11 protein-coding genes are annotated in these 19,285 nt (G+C 55.7%); 1 reads left to right on the top strand and 10 read right to left on the bottom strand.

All coding sequences use genetic code 11. The annotated features are described in order from the left end of the window. Nucleotide 1 precedes the first annotated feature (1 nt). From O3S85_RS18155 to O3S85_RS18115, 9 genes are all read right to left on the bottom strand, one after another. Entirely contained in the window at nt 2-2,722 is a 2,721-nt protein-coding gene (locus tag O3S85_RS18155; protein WP_269542245.1) for a hypothetical protein, read from the bottom strand. 123 nt (nt 2,723-2,845) lie between these two features. Further along, nucleotides 2,846-4,153: a DUF2254 domain-containing protein gene (locus O3S85_RS18150; RefSeq protein WP_269542244.1), complete on the bottom strand. Its 1,308-nt coding sequence runs from the start codon at nt 4,151-4,153 to the stop codon at nt 2,846-2,848. Between the two features lie 498 nt (nt 4,154-4,651). Then, nucleotides 4,652-8,419 (bottom strand): S8 family serine peptidase, encoded by a 3,768-nt coding sequence (locus tag O3S85_RS18145; RefSeq protein WP_269542243.1) that lies wholly within the window; start codon nt 8,417-8,419, stop codon nt 4,652-4,654. Between the two features lie 130 nt (nt 8,420-8,549). Then, a complete protein-coding gene (locus tag O3S85_RS18140) occupies nt 8,550-8,879 on the bottom strand; it encodes a DUF2254 family protein (RefSeq protein ID WP_269542242.1) in 330 nt (109 codons plus the stop codon). A 388-nt stretch (nt 8,880-9,267) separates the two neighbouring features. Beyond that, on the bottom strand, nt 9,268-9,807 hold the full coding sequence (locus O3S85_RS18135) for an ankyrin repeat domain-containing protein (protein WP_269542241.1): 540 nt from the start codon (nt 9,805-9,807) through the stop codon (nt 9,268-9,270). 445 nt (nt 9,808-10,252) lie between these two features. Beyond that, on the bottom strand, nt 10,253-11,881 hold the full coding sequence (locus O3S85_RS18130; protein ID WP_269542240.1) for an ABC-F family ATP-binding cassette domain-containing protein: 1,629 nt from the start codon (nt 11,879-11,881) through the stop codon (nt 10,253-10,255). Nucleotides 11,882-11,945: 64 nt separating this feature from the next. Continuing rightward, entirely contained in the window at nt 11,946-13,055 is a 1,110-nt protein-coding gene (locus tag O3S85_RS18125) for a glycoside hydrolase family 99-like domain-containing protein (protein ID WP_269542239.1), read from the bottom strand. Nucleotides 13,056-13,079: 24 nt separating this feature from the next. Further along, the gene (locus tag O3S85_RS18120) at nt 13,080-14,081 is read right to left on the bottom strand and encodes a GDSL-type esterase/lipase family protein (protein WP_269542238.1); all 1,002 of its coding nucleotides are present in this window, start codon (nt 14,079-14,081) and stop codon (nt 13,080-13,082) included. 6 nt (nt 14,082-14,087) lie between these two features. Beyond that, complete coding sequence (locus tag O3S85_RS18115; protein WP_269542237.1) at nt 14,088-16,499, bottom strand: alpha-L-rhamnosidase-related protein; 2,412 nt, start codon at nt 16,497-16,499, stop codon at nt 14,088-14,090. A 223-nt stretch (nt 16,500-16,722) separates the two neighbouring features. Here O3S85_RS18115 and O3S85_RS18110 point away from each other — a divergent pair, with 223 nt between their 5' ends. After that, a complete protein-coding gene (locus O3S85_RS18110) occupies nt 16,723-17,709 on the top strand; it encodes a polysaccharide deacetylase family protein (RefSeq protein ID WP_269542236.1) in 987 nt (328 codons plus the stop codon). Here O3S85_RS18110 and O3S85_RS18105 read toward each other — a convergent pair whose 3' ends face one another. Next, nucleotides 17,710-19,209 carry a sulfatase family protein gene (locus tag O3S85_RS18105; protein WP_269542235.1) on the bottom strand — a complete coding sequence of 500 codons (1,500 nt, stop codon included), beginning with the start codon at nt 19,207-19,209 and terminating at the stop codon, nt 17,710-17,712. It lies immediately after the preceding gene. Between the last annotated feature and the right edge of the window lie 76 nt (nt 19,210-19,285).

Below are 19,285 nucleotides of genomic sequence, written 5' to 3'. Positions count from 1 at the left end.
ATTAGTTCTGTGGGACGACATTCACGGCGTAGCTCGCAAAGGTGTTCGTGCCAGCCAAGTAAGGGTCCAGCGCGTAGCTGTCCGACAGCCCGACGATCGAGACCACGGTGTTCTCCGGGTTCAGTTCTTCCAGACAGGTTACGCCAGGAATACTCGCCGGACCGGCGCAAGTGCCTTCCTGATAGTCGAACGATATGTTAATGGACAACGCGCCATTGATGATCGGCGTGGGCATGCTGCCGGCGGTATTCACGCCGACAAACCCCACTGGCGGCGGCTCGTCCTCCGGGTCGCCAAGGGCAATAATCAGATTGCGACTTTGCGTGGCGTTAAAGCTCGCCACCAAACGCCCGCCGGAAACGCTGAACGAACCGAGCAAATTGTATTGATTGACCCCATCCGGGCTGAAACCAACCGACCACACATTCTCGCCGACTTGGCCGAACAACATCTGCATGGGCTCGTCGCAAGCGCCAAAGGCAAACGCGCCAAACTGGAGCTGCGCACTCTCGCCATTGGGCGTGGCCGTGAATCCGATTTCGCCGATATCAAAGGCGCTGACAACGGCCGTGTTCGCTCCGGTCTTCTGCACCGAGCCAATGTGGAACCCGCTCTCCTGCGTAAACTCCACATTCGGCGGCGTGCCGGGATTGTTCACGTCCACCAGTGTCAGGGTGACGTCTTCACCCACTTCGTAGCAGCCTTTTTCCGGGGTGACTTGCAGTTCGAAAGCCGTTCCACTGGTCACACAAAAGCCCTCCGGGTCCGCCCCGCCAACCGGTGCGCAAATGGGCGCACGCGCCGTGGCAGTGATTGTCACGAGGCCATGCGGCGCGGGGTCTGGCGCGGTCCAGACCGCCTGCGAAACGCCGTCGGCCACTCTGGTAATGTTCGACAGCGTGCCCTCCGTCGCCTCCCACACGTAGGACACATCGCCCAGTTCGGCGAGGTCATGCGCGGTGGCAGTGATCGTGTAAGCCTCGCCCGGCGTGTAGTTGTTCGGCGGACACCCGGCCATGGTCACGTAAGCCGGGCGCACCACGACTTGCTCCACGTCCGAGCTGGCCAAGCGCCCGGGCGGAAACGCCTCAGAACCGCTCGCCTGCGCCTGGATGTATACATTGACCGCGCCGACGTCTTTCGGCTGGTAATAATTGTTCGTGATCGTGAGCACCGGCTGGCCGACCTGCACCATCTCCGCGTAAGAATACGCAATCGGCACGTTCCACGTTTCGGAGGGAATCTCTTTGGATGCCTCCTTGTTCTGGTAATTTTTAATCGCTTCGTCGCGCACGAAGTCACGGCCCGTCTGATAAGTTTCGACGCTCTTGTTGATCATCGCGGTGCGTACGCCAGTGTCGTAGGTTTTCTTAACCACGTCCGCCGATTTAAACGCCTTGATGCCATCGGCCGCCGCGCCACCCGCGCCAATCGCGGTCAGCACGACATCGGTTGCCACGCCGTCGATGCTCCATCCCTTGCTGGACACCACCGCATAGGCGGTCCAATTGCCCTGCTTCGCGCATTCATCCTGGAAGAATTCCTTGTAAGGGAAAGTCGCCTCGATCTTGCCGTTGGCCGGATAGGTGTTAGCGATCTTCTCGTATTCCACACGCAGGCCGGTGATCGTAACCGAGACTGGTGCCGCGGCGACTTTTCCCGGGGCACCGGCGAGGCCAACTACCGCCAGCTTCGCGCCGGTTTCCGGGCTGAAAATTTCCTCATTGAGCATTTGCTCCGCCACGTATTGCTCGCGCATCAGCTTACTCAGCTCGGCATCGCTATTGGGGCTCGGGTCGTATTCGCGCGCATTTTTCATCTTGGCGGTTTTGTTGGAGCGAGCCGCCGCGGCACCACCATCGGCATCCAACTGTGCAAGGAAATCATCAATATGCGCCTCGACTCCGCTTTGCGCGATCAGGGCATCCACCTGCGCGCGGAGGCTGACAATTGCGGGGTCGTCACCAGCGAGGATTTCGGCGTCCAGCTCGGCCAGGCCACCGGGGAAATTCGGATCGAGCAAGTAGCGCATGGCGGCAATCTGGACTTTCTCCGCCTCGCTGCTGAAGGGGCCAAACTCTTTCGGGCCGCCCGTAAAATACTCCGAGTAGTCGATGTCGTTGCGCGTTTCCAGACGTGTCGCCAGCGTGCTGGCTTTGGAGCGCAAAGCGGTGAGACCGAAGGAGCCCGACGACAGCCCCTGGACGATCACCTGGCCGGTCAACGCGATGTTTGCGGGTGTAGGGGTGCTGCCCGCCGGATAAATCGTGTAGTTAACGGGGCCGCCCTCGGTCGGCTTGATCGGGTGCGGTGCAATCGCCAGCGCGTAACCGGTACCCGTGGTAATGACGCTCGCGGGCATCACCACCTCGTCGATGCCGGGTATCTGGTAATAGGCCGTGTAGCCGCCAGGCTCCGGCGCAAGGCCATAGATTTCCACCGAGGTCGCCGGGGCCGGGCGCAGCGTTTCCAGCGCGACAAAGCCCGGGCCGCTTAATGGGTCGGGCACGAAAAACGACGCCGCGTCAGCGGTGATCTCACGGTAACGCTCGCCGTATTTCCAGATGTTGACCGCCTGTAGGTAGGCCTCGTCAATGGTGCCTTGCGCGTCAACATAGGCCGCCACTTCCCCGGCGTTAATGGAGTTATCGAAGTTCGTGTCTGCCGGATGCGCAGCAAGGGCCACGCTGGCGAACGCAAGATAAGCTATCAATATTCGCATAGAGTAGTCGTGTATATCCGTAGAGGTTGTAAGATGAGTACGTTAGAGAAATTATTCCCTAATGTCGAACCTCCATTGTGTCACCGCCGGGCCTTACAAATTTTTCACACAGCCAGCGCAGGCCTATTCCACGAGCACCGGCATCTGCTCGCGGTGTGAAGCTAGCGGCAGCGAGTCGCCTCCTGCCTGCGCCAGCTCGCGGGCAAACTCCGTCACTGTTTTGCGGCGATCACTGCCGGGCTCACAAGTCTCGGCGATGTCATTGAGCGCGATGAGCACCTTGCGAACGATAGTGATGTCCTCGCGCCCGTAGAAAAAAGTCTGCTGAAATGCGCCGCGCAGCAGCTTCTCGAATGACCAAGTACGCGTGATCAACCGCGGCTGACCATCCTGCCCGACGCGCAGGGTGTCCGGCCAGGGGCGTGTCGCCAAAACGCGAAATGCGCACGCCAGGTAGTCGATGCATTCCTCGGCCGTGTGCGGGTCGTTTATGCCGGGCGAGAGCGCGCGAATCGCGATTTCCTCCATTTGCCGAATTGGGAACATGACGTCCTGCTCGTGCGTCGGAAACGTGCCAATAACAAACGTGGCCAGCAGTTTTTCACGTGCCTCGTCATGCAGAGAACGGCGACAGCGCACACGCGCCAGTGCCTGCCCCTTCACCATGAATTCGCCCGGCAGACAGCACAGCTCCAGCAGGAGATCATGCTGCTCCACGAGCCGCAGAATCTCAGAATCGCGGATAAACTGGAGGTAGCCCGCACGTAAGCAAGAGAGCTCAATGAGCCCTTCCGCCGGGCCGTCTTCCAGTTGCGCACGGACGTCGTCAACGGAAATTTCCTCCGTCGAGGGCCGGGCAACTTCTTCCGGAAACAGCTCATCGACGGCTTCGTTTAAGTCCGAGTAAACCCGCCGCATGATCGACTGAACCTGGATCGACGAGGCTACATGCTGCACAAAATAAATCATCAGCCCGATGCACATCAGCGAAAACAGCACCGCAAACAGCACGGAGATATTTGGCACGAAGCTGGTATCGCCCGAGCTGACATTTTTCAGCGTGATGATGTTGTAAATGAAGCACCCGCAAAAAGTGCCAATCACGAACTGGCTTGGGCGATCTTCGATAAAGTTTTGTACCAGTCGCGGCCCGTACTGCTGCGAAGCCAGCGTCAGCACCACCACCATCGTGGAGAGCAGCACGCCCGTCACCGTGATGATCGAGCCCGAAATCGTCGAAAGAATCGTCCGCGCCCCCTCGGGCGTTTGCATGAACCAGGCAAGCTTGCTGCTGGTGTTAAACCCGATGGCGTGATCGAGCGCATTCATGCCAACGGCCGCCACAATCGCCGCTCCCGCCAAGAGTGCCGGGATAAACCAAAACGATTGCAGAATGCGTAGCCAGAGTGCCGGTAGTGAGAAGTTCATCATGGAGATTATACTGACAGACTATCCAAAAAATGAGTATTGTCTAGGCAGGCTCACAAAACCCGCCGCCACAATGAATATCGCACAGATAAGCGCTACTCCGACCTAGTATGATCCCAGCCTATTAAAGAACTCACAGAAGCCGAAATCCCTTATCGCGCCCCAATACATGATCCGCGACAATAGCGATTCCATCACACATCAGCACCATCTATGTCCACGGGTTAAGAAAGCCTACGGAGGTCGCTGTGCATGCAAAAAAAACTCATTTGCCAATACAATCGTAGTAAAAGTGGATATTCTATTCTCTACGTTTGACCGTCTGTGTCCTGCTCTGTGTCCTTGCTTTTGGGAATCGTAGAAAATGCGAGTGCTGCTGGAAAGGCGGCGAAACAGCGCCTTAGCCTGTCACGCTCAATCCGCCTTGCTGGACACAACAAATCACTGCGGCAAGATCGGCCAGGTTAGATGAAAAGTGCTTAGCATGGGGGCTGGATCCGACTATTGAGTGGCAGACCACTTAAAGAAACCAGATTGTCGATCGGGCAGTTCGATGCGTAGAACTTTGTCACTCCGATTCTGGGTGCTGGTTTCCAAATTTCGGTGCTCGATCACGTTGGGATACTCGCTGTCTTCTTCGCTGTACCAATGAGCTAAATCGGGAGACCAAAGGAGTTTCAAATCACTGGTATCCTTCGGATCCAATGAATAGTAAACATGCGCTTGGCCATTCTCAATAGAAGGGAGCGGCAGTTTGTGGGCATCCTGTTCTGTGGGGACCATTCCATTGCGAGCGAATATTGATTCGATGAAGTTCGGGACTCCATCTTTGTCGAGGTCGCCATTTGCGCCAGTTTCGCTCTCGAATGATTGTGGGACGAGCGGATCCATGCCGTATTGCCATTCCCAGCCATTTGGCAACCAATCGGAGTCATCGTCTCCGTGAATATCGTTAACAATGAGGACGGCATTAGTCAGCCAATAGGGTTCGGAATTTGGCGAGGTCACCCAGATGTCGTGCCAGCCTTCCCTTAGCCCGCTTGGTATGGTGATTTGGAGTCCACTCCCAGAAAGGTATTCTGTCTCGCTCTGAATGCTTCCGATCCTTGCAGTCGACCCGGCGAGCAAGCCATAGCCACTGACATCGATCGAGGTGCCGCCTTCAATATCGCCAAGAAATTGCTGCCCGTTCGCAATGACACCCGGTAAAACATATAGGCAGGTATTAGCGGGATTGGCATGCATATGATTGAAGGATGGCGCACTGGGATTTGCGATGGCGCTGGTATTAATGACCTCCAGGTTATCGCCATAGACAGTGACCTCCAAGACGCCATCGCCATCCAAGTCTTTGACGACTGGAGGCGTATAGCATCCAAATTTACCAGGAAGCAGAAATGGGAAGCCCAAGTGTGCAAAGTCGCTTCCATCAACCTGCCACGCATGCACCAGGCGATGTCCGTCGGAGGCGATAATATCGAGTGCACCATCTTGGTTCAAATCCGCCAGACTCGGCGAGTATATGCGGCTGGAAACTGTTTTGGGCCAATTCGGTAACGAAGATCCGTCATGGTGGAGCAAGTGTAATTCACCCGCGAGGGTGCCGATTGCGATTTCCAAGTCGCCGTCACCATCCAAATCAGCGATAGAAGGTGATCTTGGCAGGCTTCCTAAGTGCTTCGGCCAGCCTTGGTGAGCCACGCCGTGAATGTCCAGCACCGTAGTGTAACCATCATAAAACGAAACGATGATATCTAATCGACCATCGCGATTCAAATCCGATAGCGCTACTTCTTGACTAATAGAGGTCCCAGAATTCACCAGGATCGGCCATCCAGGTTTATAACTCCCATCTAGGCTCAGCGCATGCACATAGCCTGCTGAATCCGCAACGACGAAATCTATCTCTCCATCACCATCGATATCGCCTGCAGCAGTTGTGGCGTGGATGAATGCGCCATTGGCAGACGAAGTGAGCAGCTTGGGCCAACCAGGAAGGTTGACACCTGCTCCGTCCACCAAATGCAGTCGTGGCGCGCTCCCTTTATAAGGGTTTGAGGGAAACAGCACTTCCGCACTTCCGTCTCCATTCACATCGACGACAGTGGGCGCCAAAGAGGATGGCACGAAGTCATTGTTCCGCGGGGTGGTCAGCGGCCAGCCTTCACAGGTGCTGCCATCCAGGTTCCAGAAGCGAATTTCGCGAAATTCAGGGTAAGCGAAACTGGTGCCGCTCTTTGAAATAAATCCAACTTCCAGTTCGCCATCACCGTCGATGTCACCGGCGCTGGCAGGGCCCGACGGCCAGACAAGGCTACCTTTAAATAAGCCGCTTTGAATGGGCGATCCATCGGGGCGATACATCCTGAGACCATACCCAGTTGGCAGAAAAATCTCTTGCTCCCCGTCATCATCAAGATCCATGACCGTAATCGCTTCCGCGTTGACTAGACTGATACTCCACCCCGGGCGTAGGGCCGACTCGTTATACCCTATTAAAAGCACGATTCGGTGCTCAACTACAGGTAAGCCATCCGCGAAGGTGGATAGACGTATCGTGTAGTCGCCTGCAGAAAAATTACTGACGTCCAAACTCCCGATCAGGCTGTTGGCGTGAGGCTCACTACCAGTAGAAATTTCTATCCAATTATCTGGGACGCGTCCGACTCCATATTCGAGCAGGTAGTGAAAATCACTCTCGGCTCCGACGTTGCCATAGATGCGCACGGTACCGAAGGCTGGAGTGCCTGTAGCGGGACTCGTGATTCGAGCTGTTGCCGATTTAGGACGCGTATTATACCCAAGCAGTGCCGCATTTAAATTCAGTCTTCCATGGGAGCTCAGTTGATCCCACCCCGGTTGCTCAATGTCATCAGCGGTCTGTTGTAGCGTCAGGCGAATAGTTTCAGGTTTGGAGTCAGGGTTCATTTGCAGGAGCATCGCGGCAGCAGCAGTCACCAGCGGCGCGGAGAATGACGTGCCTGCTGACCTCGTGTGCTTGGCATCCACGATGGTGCCCATGCTTGTCCCGTTGGCCCGGGGGCCGAGCATGGAATTTGCAAAACCCCCGGCGCCACCGCCCGGTGCGACCAAGTCCACCGTGGCGCCATAGTTGGAGAAATAGAGGACCTCATCATTATTGTCTGACGCACCGACCGATATGACTTCTGGATAGGCCGAAGGGTAATGCCCAACCGCATCGAGGCCCGAGTTGCCCGAACTGGCGATGAGAACGACGCCATTGGAGTTTGCATAGCGTATTGCTTGGGCAAACGAATCCGAGTAATGCTTGCCCCCAAAACTCATGTTAACCACTTGCGCCCCATTACGGACTGCATAGTAGAGGGCTTCAATCGAATCAGAGATGTAGCTGGTGCCAGAATTGCCATTTTTGAGCGCCATGATTTGGACATTTGAGGCAATGCCAGCGATGCCATAATCATTGCCTCGCTTCGCGCCAATCAAACCGGCAATCAAGGTGCCGTGGCCATGGTTGTCGGATGAATCCGCATTGTTGCTGGCGAAATTCCAGCCATAAATATCGTCCACGTAGCCGTTCCCATCGTCATCCACACCGTTATTAGGAATTTCGTATGAGTTGGCCCATGCAACCTGACTTAAATCGGGGTGCGAGAAGTCGACTCCGGAATCGATGACTGCGACAATGACCTCGTTCGAGTTCCCATTCAGTTGATCCCAAGCCCCGGGGGCCTGAATAAGGTCCAAATACCATTGATCCCGAAAAGGCTGCCCCCAGGTTCCATAACTGGAGTAAAATGGGTCCCCGCCAATATCCTCAGTCTGGATGTAGTCAGGCTCTGCAATCAATACATCCGGATCCGCCTGCATCTGCTGAATCGCTTCCTCTAATGTAATTTCATCTAGATTGATTTGCTGTCTAAAAAAGGTTTTCAGATATTTATTATCATCCGAATCCTTTAAGCTGACGCCTGCCAGAAGTCGTAGGCTTTGCTGTCCATGTTTCTTCTGCGCACGGTCAATGAATTTCGATAATTTGTCGCCCTTCAATGCTTTTTGCAGCTTTGTGGATGCGCTCGACTCCTCCGCCAAGCCCTCCTCTTCGCTGGTGTCTTCCGTCACTGTGACGACTATGATTGAGTCCGTTGCAAAGTTGTCCGGGATGCCATCATGATTAATATCAACCGTTTCCTGTGCAAAGGAGCTAAGCGGTAGCAATGAAAGAGCTGCGTAGATCGCGAGTCGTACGATGGGAAACACCGGGTAACGTAGGAAACTTGAAGTAATCATTTCAGTATAGGGCACATTGACAATATTAGCCCCAAGATGAGTTTATCCAGAATAAATGTAATAAAATTAGCCAAAACGCTCCTCGAATTGCTTCCAATTGACCACTTAAAACACAAACATGTGTCATGCATTAGCCCTGCTTCTGGTGATCTTCGATAAAGTTTTGTACCAAGCGCGGCCCATATTGCTGCGAAGCCAGCGTCACCACCACCACCATCGTGGAGAGCAGCACGCCCGTCACCGTGATGATCGAGCCCGAGATCGTCGAAATAATCGTCCGCGCCCCCTCGGGTGTTTGCATGAACCAGGCAAGCTTGCTGCTGGTGTTAAACCCGATGGCGTGATCGAGCGCATTCATGCCAACGGCCGCCACAATCGCCGCCCCCGCCAAGAGCGCCGGGATAAACCAAAACGATTGCAGAATGCGTAGCAAGAGTGCCGGTAGTGAAAAGTTCATCATGGAGATTCTACAGAAAGACTATCCAAAAAATGAGCATTGTCAGGCAGGCTCACAAAACCCGCCACCACAATGAATATCGCACAGATAAACGCTACTCCGACCTAGTATGACCCAGCCTATTAAAGAGCTCACAGAAGCCGAAATCCCTTATCGCGCCCCAATACATGATCCGCGACAATAGCGATTCCATCGACACCAAGAAAGCCTATGGATTAAGAAAGTCTGCGTGGATCGCTGAAAGGGCCACGGTGTGCCAACACTATTAAACGCTCATTTCCTGTCATTACATCGGCTTCTTTTCATGGCATATATGCCAAGATTAGTGTTACCGATGTCCTTTAAAATCTTTCACCTATACATTTGGTTCATAGACACATACATACTCGCGCTATAAAATACCTTCATCTTTCAATTCAGTAATAAATTCATAATTAGCCACTTTTCTCAATGCACCTAACAAACCAGAAGTTGATGCGCCCACTGCTATACAAGCTTTAACCATATCCATATCAGATCCCATCGCTGCGATTGTTATTACTGTTTCACCCTGAGATGTCTTTTGATCTATATTATTGCCATCCAAAACAAACTGCTTGAGTCTGTCTATATCTCCTGAGGAAGCTATCTGCGAAATTTTTTCAGGCTCGGGGAGCAATTCACCATAGGAATAGGAAAATAATTTCATAATATCATTCGCTAAAAAGCACAATTCAACGTCATTATATAAATAGATTTTTCCATCTCGTGCGTTGGCGCATAAATCACAGTTATTGATAATTCCAATAATCAAAATCGATTTCTTAAGCAGTTTATCTTCAGTTCGTTCAAGCACATTGGGTTTGACTGTATTAGATATCGGGAAAAAAATCTGCAAATAGTATTTTGAGCCATTTACATTAAGCATTTCCTGCTTGGGCGCCCCCCCCATTATTCTCTGTATAGAACTTCAGCAAAGAGCTATTCAAACCGCATCCCACAGCTCTCATTAAACTTTCAACCTCTGAAGAACAAGGTGCCCTCCTGCTACCGTTCAAGTATTTATTCATCGTTACTAATGTTGCGGAGGGGATGAAGAGGTCAAACGTAGACTTTTGACATAATATTTTATATTTTGGTGACTATGCCTCATCATGCATCACTTTCCTAAGCCAAATACCGGACGAGGAAACCGCTACGATTCAGTTTGCCCATAGGGAAACTCCAGCTTTGTCTGTGTGCGAAAAATGCGCTCGGCCTTGAGCTAGTGGCTGCGGAGTTGGTCTGTTTCGGAGAAGTGTTTGCGCAGCTTTAGCTGGTAGCATGCGCCCGTGGCAGGTCCGCCCCAACAAGGAACGTTGCCACTACAACCAGCTGCCTGAATTTGAAAAACGGCGCTACCCCTGCGCCTCCGCCTCAGACTCGATGCGCTCGATGTATTCGCTGACGTTGCAGGTCAGCAAGCGGCTGCCGGTGGGGCTGATTTCGAGCACCTTGTTGACCACCGGGTCCAGGAAGTCACGGTCGTGGCTGACGAGGATCATCGTGCCCGGGAAGAGCTTGATCGCGTCTTGGAGCACTTCCTTACTGCGCAGGTCCAGGTGGTTCGTCGGCTCGTCGAGAATGATGAAATTCGCCGGCTTCATGAGCATTTTCGCCAGGGCAACACGGTTGCGCTCACCACCGGAAAGCACGCTGATGGACTTCTGCTGCGCCTGCCCGCTGAAGAGCATCGCGCCAAGGGCCGCGCGGGGATTCGCATCGGGATTCGTCGCGTGGTCGATGGATTTCTCCACCTCTTCCTGCACGGTGTTAGCGGGGTTGAGTTCCTCGGCCTGCTGCTGCGCGAAGTAGCCGGTGACGGTGTTAACGCCGCGGTCGATTTCGCCGGAGTCAATCGGCTCAACACCGGCCAAGATGCGAGCGAGGGTCGACTTACCCGCGCCGTTAACGCCGACCACCGCAATGCGGTCGCCCTTGTCGATGCGCAGGCTGAGGCCCTTGAAGACCTGTAGGTCACCGTAGGACTTAAAAACGTCGTGAATTTCGACCACCTTCTGGCTCGCTGCGGGCGGCTCCGGGAAGCGGAAGAACATCTTCTTTTCCTCGCGCTCCACCTCGACGCGCTCGATTTTGTCGAGCTGCTTCAAGCGGCTCTGGACCATGCTCGCCTTCTTTTGGTTGGAGCGGAAGCGGTTGATAAATTCCTTTTGACGGGCGATGTCCTTCTTCTGGTTATCGGCCTTTTTGCGCTGCGTGGCCAAGCGCGAGGCGCTCTCCTTCAGGTAGAAATCGTAGTTACCGGAATAGGTGTTCAGGTTGCCAAACTTCAGCTCGTAGGTGTTGTTCGTGACGGTGTTGAGGAACGCCTTGTCGTGCGAAATCACCATCAGCGCGCCATGGTAGCCGATCAGGTATTTTTCCAGCCAGTTCTGCGAAATGATGTCCAAGTGGTTCGTCGGCTCGTCCAACAGCAAGAGCGACGGGCGTTTGAGGAGCAGCTTAGCCAGGGCGATACGCATTTGCCAACCGCCGGAAAACTCGTCGGTCTGGCGCTGCATGTCCTTCATCGAAAATCCAAGGCCCTGCAGAATGCGCTCGATCTGGGACTTGATCTTGGCCGGCTCAGCGTCTTCGAGCTGCTGCTCCCACTCGCCAATCGCATCAATCAGCTCGTAGTAGGCCGGGTCCTCGGTGTCCATGGTATACATCTGCTCCTCGGCTTCGCTGATCTTGTCCTGCAGCTTGAGGATGTCGGCAAAGGCCGTTTCGACCTCTTCGTAGAGCGTCTTGCCGCGGGCCTCGATGCCGTCTTGTGGCAGGTAGCCCAGGGACACGAAACCGGGCTTTTCAATGGAGCCGCTGTCGTACTCCGCCTGGTCCAGAAGCACCTTAATAAAGGTGGATTTGCCCGACCCGTTCACCCCGACCAGCGCAATGCGGTCGCGCGTCCCAATGGTCGCGTTGATTTCGTTGAAAATAACTTTTTCGCCGTAGGCGAGTTTCAGGTCTTGAATGACGATCATGTTGCTCCTTTTCGATGCGGAGCAAGAAGCCTGCACGCATTACGGCGCTTGGCCAGCATGGAATTCAAGAACCTGCCTCACCTTTGCTAAAGACCTTCTTCACGGCCTCCAAATATTGGTAGCCCCAACGCACGTCGGGAAGCAGATAGCTGTCTTCCGTCCACTCGTTCCAGGAGTTGACCGTGACCAGTGGCGTGCGCTCTGGCCGCGCATCGAGGAAGGCCTTGGCGCGGTGCAGGCTGGCTTCGAACGTCCACGGATTGCGATTCGTGACGCCCTTGTCTTCGCCGGGATTGCGATGCGTGTTGTCCCAACCAATCGAGACATGCGGGAAAAAGCACGGCATGTCCTCATCGGACTTGTCCCACCAGCGCATGGCCTCGGCGGCCCACTGCGCGTAGTCCCCCCACCCCGGCGCGCACTGCACCATTTGGTAATTCGTGCAGCTGTCGAACTGGCAGCCGTTGATGATGTCTGTGATTTCCAAGCCCTTCAGGCGGTCGGCATTGGGGCCGACTTCATGTGGCACCGTCTGCCAATGAATCGCCTGCAGATGCACCCCGGGCAGTCCCGCCTCTTGCGCCGCGGCCTGCAACCATGCAAATGCAGCCAGCGCTTCCTCCACCCCGCCGAGGTCGGCGATCAAGCGCGGCACGAGAAAGATGCTCAGCACCGGTTTGCCATCGATGCAGTAGTAGTTCGGGTGCTTGAAGTATTTCTCGATGTTGCGACGCCAAATCTTTTCAAACTCAGCGCGGTCGACGCCGGCGCTGTAGAGCACGTCGTTATCATCGGTGTGCATGTTCCACAGCGAGGTCGCGTCATGGTTGGCCCACATCAGACAAAAGCGCATATCGGTGCCCTCGACCGCCGGCATGATACCGTCGTTCAACTGCCGCTCAAAGCACGGTCCGCCGTCATACCAATACCAGTCGACGATAAAAACATTTACCGCGTGATCGAGCGCCAGTTGCACATGTTGGCGCATGACGTCCGGGCTCGCCTCATCCTGGAAGCCCAGCAGTGGATGCTTCGGCATGTCGTGCCCGGGCCAGCGTGCATTCGCCCGGCGCACGGTATACCACTCGCCGTCCTTTTCCGGCCACCAATGCTCCAGCCGGGGTTCATAGTGATAGGAGGGCCAAATGTAGGCCGCGACGTCGTAGGGTTTCATAGGGGGTAGTTTGAAGGCTTGGTGTTAGCGGGCTTTTAAAAGCGTAGGAAGTATTCGCTCGGCGGCCCGCCTTCCTATCAGCTCGTAGCCCTCGCCATTCGGGTGCAGGTTATCCGGCAGGAGATTCGCGTCTTCTTCCCAAAGCAAATCGCGACCTTCGAAAATGAATAACTTTGCATCGCAAAGTGAAGTCAGCGCTTCGTGCGCCGCGCGTAATTCTTCACGATAGTTTTCTAGCGTCATGCCAAGGGCATTGGCCTTCGTCTCGCGCTCGCAACCATAGATCGGGGTGATCAAACCAATCGGCGCATCGGGGTTTTTCTCGCGGATAAGTTTCACCAAGCCGATTGCGTTGTGCCGGAATGTGCGACGGCCCAGCGACGCGCCACCATAAACATTGATTCCGAGCTTGAGCGTTATGATATCCGCACCGCGGTCACGAATCATGCGCCCGACCATCGGCTCCAGGTGGCAGTTGCCGCCGTAGCCGAGACAGGTTAGATTCAGGTCCAGCGCCCGCGCGGCCGTAGCTGGCCAAGCACGTGCCGGGGTATGGCTGGCGCGACATTGCGAGATCGAGCTGCCATAGGTCAGCCAGTGAACCCGCTCGTCTTGCGCCGGTTCAAGCGTCGCACCATCGGCTACGCCCAGGGTCTTGATATAAGAATAGGCAAAGGTCGGCAGCCAAATTTCGTAGGTGCGCAGTTCATTGCCGAGATCGGAAAAACGATAAACTTCGGAGTCACCGACGGGTCCATGACTGGCCAAAATTTTGTTTTCGCAAACGAGGTCCACCAACGGAAAGGCTACAGTTTGCAGCTTGGCCTCCAACTCGATGAACGGGCTATTCGTCGTGAACCGCAAGCGCACGCCAGCACTGCGGCCAGCCTTGTCCGGCACCTGATCAAACGGCTCGAACAGCGGCAGCTCCTCGTAGTTTAAGCGCCAGGGGCGGATGTAACCCTCGCCCTTCTCGAAGCTGATGGCACCTTGAAAGTAAGACTCGTCGGGGGATATTTTTTGCATGATAAACTAGAAGCAGTAGGTTTCATCCAGGTCAACCTCTACGCCCGCCGGAGCGGATACCTCGACCACCATGCGACCTTCGCGGCGCTGACCGGTCACGACGATTTCGCCGCACGGATGCGGCATCTCGGCACGGAAATTTTCGAGCGGCCCAGGCATCGGCTGCACACGGATTTTCGCAAACCCAGGTGCCCCGGGGCGCACGCCTGCCACCGACGCATAGCTGTGGAACATCGGGTGCGCGCCCCAGCCATGGCAATCGCTGCGCGACGGCTCCGGTGCCTCGGGCAGCGACACAAAGCCCTGCGCCGGCAAGCCGCGCCAGAACTTGAGCTTTTCAAAGTACGCCTCGCTCTGGCCGTAGCGCGCGAGCACTTCGAGCAGATAATGCGAGAAGTAGATCGTGCAATGCGCGTCGAAATCCGCGTTGAGCAACGCTTCCAAACACGCTGCCTCGTGGTCCTCGCTGAGTAATTCCGTGAGTAACGCCAGGGCATGCGCGTGCTCGCTGGTCGCGCTCGACATACGCGAGTCGAGCAACAGGTTGCGGTCGCTGTCCCAATAGACGCGGATTGTGGCGTCCATGAGTTCCTTGGCTTTTTCCAAATAGCGCTGCTGCATCAGCGGCTCTCCGACGGCGGCTTCGATCTCGGCCGCAGCCTTAAGCGTCAGCACCAAGTGGAGGCTAAGGATCGATGAGTCGCCCTCGCGCACACCCGGACCACAACCGGTGTCCCAGCCACGATCCCAGTCGACAAAAGGCCAACCCGGAATCGGCCCCAGCACGCCTTCGTTCGTAATCAGCGGGAACATCGTTTCGAGGAAACTCCGTATGCCGATCAAGCGCGCGCGGACGAAGTCGAAATCGTCACGCCACATGAGGAAGTCGTGCACCATCCACACCCACATCATTGCATAGGTGCAGCTTTCCTGACGCAGGTGGCAGGGGTAACGTTCGGAAATCAGTTCGCCCACCGAGCCAAGGCGCGACCAGTCAAAGAGCTCAATCGCGCGGCGCGTCAAACGGTCGTCCTCATAGCACGCATAGTTGGACAAGCCGTGCAGCCGCGTATCGCCGACATACATCATCTGTTCGTAGTAGGGGCAGTCCGTCCAGGTCTCGTGCGCGGCGGCTTCGAGCCCGGTTGCCATGAGCTGCATGACGTCGTTCCACTCGGCGTCGCTGGAGTCCCACTTGGCATCAATCTGATACGGGTAACCCGTTGTCACGACCTCCAGGCGCGTCAGCGTTAGCGGCTCACTACCGGTCTTAATCCGCAAGCGAATGTAGCGCCCCGAGCGCCACCACAGCAGCGGGCTCACCACGCTGCCCACCGACTTGGGCAAAGTAAACACATCGCCAAAGCCCAGCCAGAACTTGCCAGCGATCTCACTGCGATTGCCCTTCATGCAATGCGCGTTAAACGCCTTACCTTCTTCGCGATGGTAAAGCGATTCCGCCCATTCGATGTCGATGCTCGCGTCCCCACCCTGTCCTTCAAAGTACGGGTAGCCACAGCGGTATTCCTCGAAATCCCAGAGCACGTCGACTTCGCTGTTGGCCGGAACCACAACTGACTTTGCATCGCAAAGTAACCCTTGCCAATCAGCAGTCGCGTCATCTCCGCCCTCTTGCCAGGCATCATCCGAGGCACCACGCACAGCGCGTATTTTGCCACCGCTCAGGCGTTCGCGTTTTTGCTCAGGCAGGTAAGTCGCATCCAAGACCCAGCCATCGCGAAGCACGCCGGTCTTTTGGTTCTGCAGCGGACTCCGAATGACCACAGCTGGCTTGGGCTCTTGATCGCTCGCCCACGCATCGAGATCCACCGTAAACGATGGCCCAATGTCGTGGTAGCTCAGCCCTTCGACGCGTTTCATCGAAACAGCGGGCGTTACATCGCGGCACAGCCAGTTGGCCTCACCGGTATTGAGAAGCGCGAAATCCTCTAACTCTGCGGCGCAAAGTAAAAAGCCACCACGGTAAGACATCTGTGCCATCGGCGCGATTGCCAGCGGCTTGCCGAGTGGATTCAATTCATCGGGGCTCGGGGTTGGGTCGGACGCCAATGGCAAAGTCCAAACCAACACTTTGAGCACATGACGCCCGGGCTCGACGGGGATGCTTAGCGAAGAGACCGGCCAGTGCGCGACATCACTGCGATCCGGACCAAAGGCGACATCCTTGCCGTCTAAATAAAGCTGGAAGCGCTGGTCTGCCGTTACGTGAAATTCCAGAGGACGGTCGTGCGCCCAATCGAACTCCAGAGAAAATTCAATGAAGGCGGTTTCGCGCCCGGTTTTGCCCGAGGCCCACACCCAGGATGATTGATCAGCCGGATGGCCAATCTGTAAATTGGCGTCTCCAGCCAAGCGCTTGATGGGAGGGATCGTGAAGCGAAAATCGGGGTGGCTCATAGAAAACCTATTCAAACCATTTGCGTTAGATTGCCAGCGAAAAGAACGCTTTCACTCGATTGATGCGAAAAAAGTTTCTGCACCAGTAACGTGTTTACCGTTTTCCAAACTGGTAGAAAAACCAACAGAATCAGCATTATCACTTGTGTGATTATTGAAATCTGTTCATTTTAAGCGGAATTCAACTAAGCACATACGGAGCAACTTGCCCCAAACCAACCCCATGAAGATTCTCCCAACCCTCCTGACTTCCGTGGCAATTGCCACCAGCTTGAATGCCGCCGACGCGGGCGAGCCCTACATCGCACCTTACTTTAACGACAAGCAGGCTGCCATGAGCTTTACCTTCGACGACGGCTTCAAAGGGCAAGTCGATAACACATTGGAGATCATTGACCCGCTCGGCATCAGGGGGACGTTTTTCGTGATCCCCAGCCGCATGGATCAAAACAAGGGCTCAATCAATTGGGAGCAGGCCAAAGCGATGCAGGCCACCGGTCACGAGATTGGCACCCACGATGCCATTAAGCCGCGCCTGCACGAGCTGACGCAGGACGAAGTGCGCCAAAAGGTCAACGGCGGTGCTGACCTAATCGAGCAAAACACGGGCGTGCGCTCGGTCTCCTTTGCCATGCCGGGCGGCTCCAAGGACACCGACGAGGTGATGGCCGTCATCAATGAGCAGCATTATTTTGTCCGCAAATCGGCTTACTTACCCAACGCAAAAACCGCTGGCTACGGCAATGCCGGCAATCGCAAGTGGGAAGATGAAAAGACGCGCAAGGAGATCGAAGATGTCATTGCCAATGGCCAGTGGTATATCCCCGTCGTACACGCTATCGTGAATGGCTACTCGCCGTTTAAGAGCAAGGAAGAGTTTAAGGCGCACTGCGAGTGGGTCGTCTCGCAGGAAGACGTTCTGTGGGTCGCGCCAATGGGCCAAGTCGGTCGTTATGTTTTTGAGCGCGACGCGGCGCAGTTGGAGATCGTTGAAAAAAGCAGCGACAAACTCGCCTTCAAGCTCACGCATACTTTGCCGGACAAAGTTGTTTTCGATCATCCGCTCACGGTGGTGATTCCCGTGGATGGCGTGACCAGCGCCGAAGTCATGGAAGCCAACCGCAACCCCGTGGAGGCATCGGTGAAAGACGGCAAAGTGCTCGTCAACGCCAAGCCAAACGGCGAGGTCATCTGGGTGCGCTGGCAGTAACTAGAGCTTTTTCGGCGCGTAGCCTTCGGGCAAATTCACCGCGTGTTGCGGCGGGTCCTGGTAGATCAGGCCGGCGTCTGGGTTGGCCGGCAATTGCTTGGGCGGCTGCCGCAGAAACTCATCGTTATCGTCGAGAATATCTCCCGCGTGATTTCCGTCGCGAATGTGGGCAACGAGGCGCTGTTTCAGGTTGGTTAGTGGCGCGGCGTATCCCGGCACACCGGCCAGGTCTTTGGTTTCCGGCGAGTCACTGCGCGCGAATAAATACTCCCGCTGATCCGGCGCGCTCCAGGTGTATTTGTAGTCCTCGCCCACGGCGCTGATCAGCGTATCGGAGCCGCGTTGGTACTGCATGAAGACGGTATCACGCGTGCTATTGCCCGTGGCTAAATCAGCCAAGTCCACGCCGTCAAACTGGTCGATTGGCGACTCACCCGCAGCCGCACATGCGGTCGTGGCGATGTCGATCAGGCTGGCCGGTTTGTCGCATTGTTCGCCTGCTTGAAAACGCTCCGGCAAGCGCGCGATGAGTGGCACCTTCGCGGCGGCGTCGTGAAAACTGCGTTTACCGAAGCTGCCGAAATCGCCGAGCAGCTCGCCATGGTCTGACGAATAAAGAATCAGCGTATTGTCGAGCTCCCCACTGGCTTCGAGCGAGGCCACGATGCGGCCCACCTGATAATCGATGAAGCTCACGCACGCATTGTAATACGCGCGCATGCAGCGCAGCAGGTTGAGATCGTAGCCGCGGTCGCGATATTTGTAGCGGTTCTGGAAGCGGTTAATGAAGCACTGCATCGACTCGAAATCCGCCGGCATGTGCGGCAGCGGCATGTCGGGCGCGCGGTAAAGTTTGTGCCACGGATTGGGTGGGTTAAACGGCGGATGCGGGTGAATAAAGCCCGCGTAGCACAGCCAGGGTTGATCGTCGTTGGCTTGGCCGTTGATGAAATTAATCGTGCGGTCGGCGACCCAATGCGAATGGCAAAGCTCGGCGGGTTGCTGCGCAGGCTGCGGCACGTAATACATTTCGCCGCGAATGCCAAGGGGCTCCATCACGTGCCCGTGGCCCTCGTTTTTCACGTAATCAAAGTAGTCGCTTTGGCCGTCGGCATCGATGACTTCTTCCGACGTCTCCCGGGTCTGAAAACCGCGCATCGCCGTGCTGTCCGGCGTGAAGTGGCACTTGCCAATGCCGTGCGTGCGGTAGCCGGCGTCGGTGAGGATGGACATAAACGTGGGCGTCGAATCCTCCGGCGGCATCGCCTGCGCGTTGGACGCGCACCCGGTGTGGTTCACGTAGGCGCCCGTGATTAAGCTGCAGCGCGCCGGCACGCATTCGGGCGACGGGCTGTAGGCCGAGGTAAACGCCGTGCCCTCCCGGCAAAGCCGGTCTAGGTGCGGAGTCTGCATCACGGAATTGCCCAGCGCGCCGATGCTATCTGCGCGTTGTTGATCCGTGAAAAGGAAAAGGATGTTGGGGCGCTTAGGGGCAGTCATTGGATTGATCAAGAGGAAAAGAAAGCCCGGTTTCGATCAAAAAACCGAAACCGGACTAAAGATTAAGCGTTTGCCA

The sequence above is a fragment of the Cerasicoccus sp. TK19100 genome (assembly GCF_027257155.1).
Classification (GTDB): Bacteria; Verrucomicrobiota; Verrucomicrobiia; order Opitutales; family Cerasicoccaceae; genus Cerasicoccus; species Cerasicoccus fimbriatus.
The sequence above is the reverse complement of the archived record's forward strand: the minus strand, read 5'-3'. Positions and strand labels throughout refer to the sequence as shown.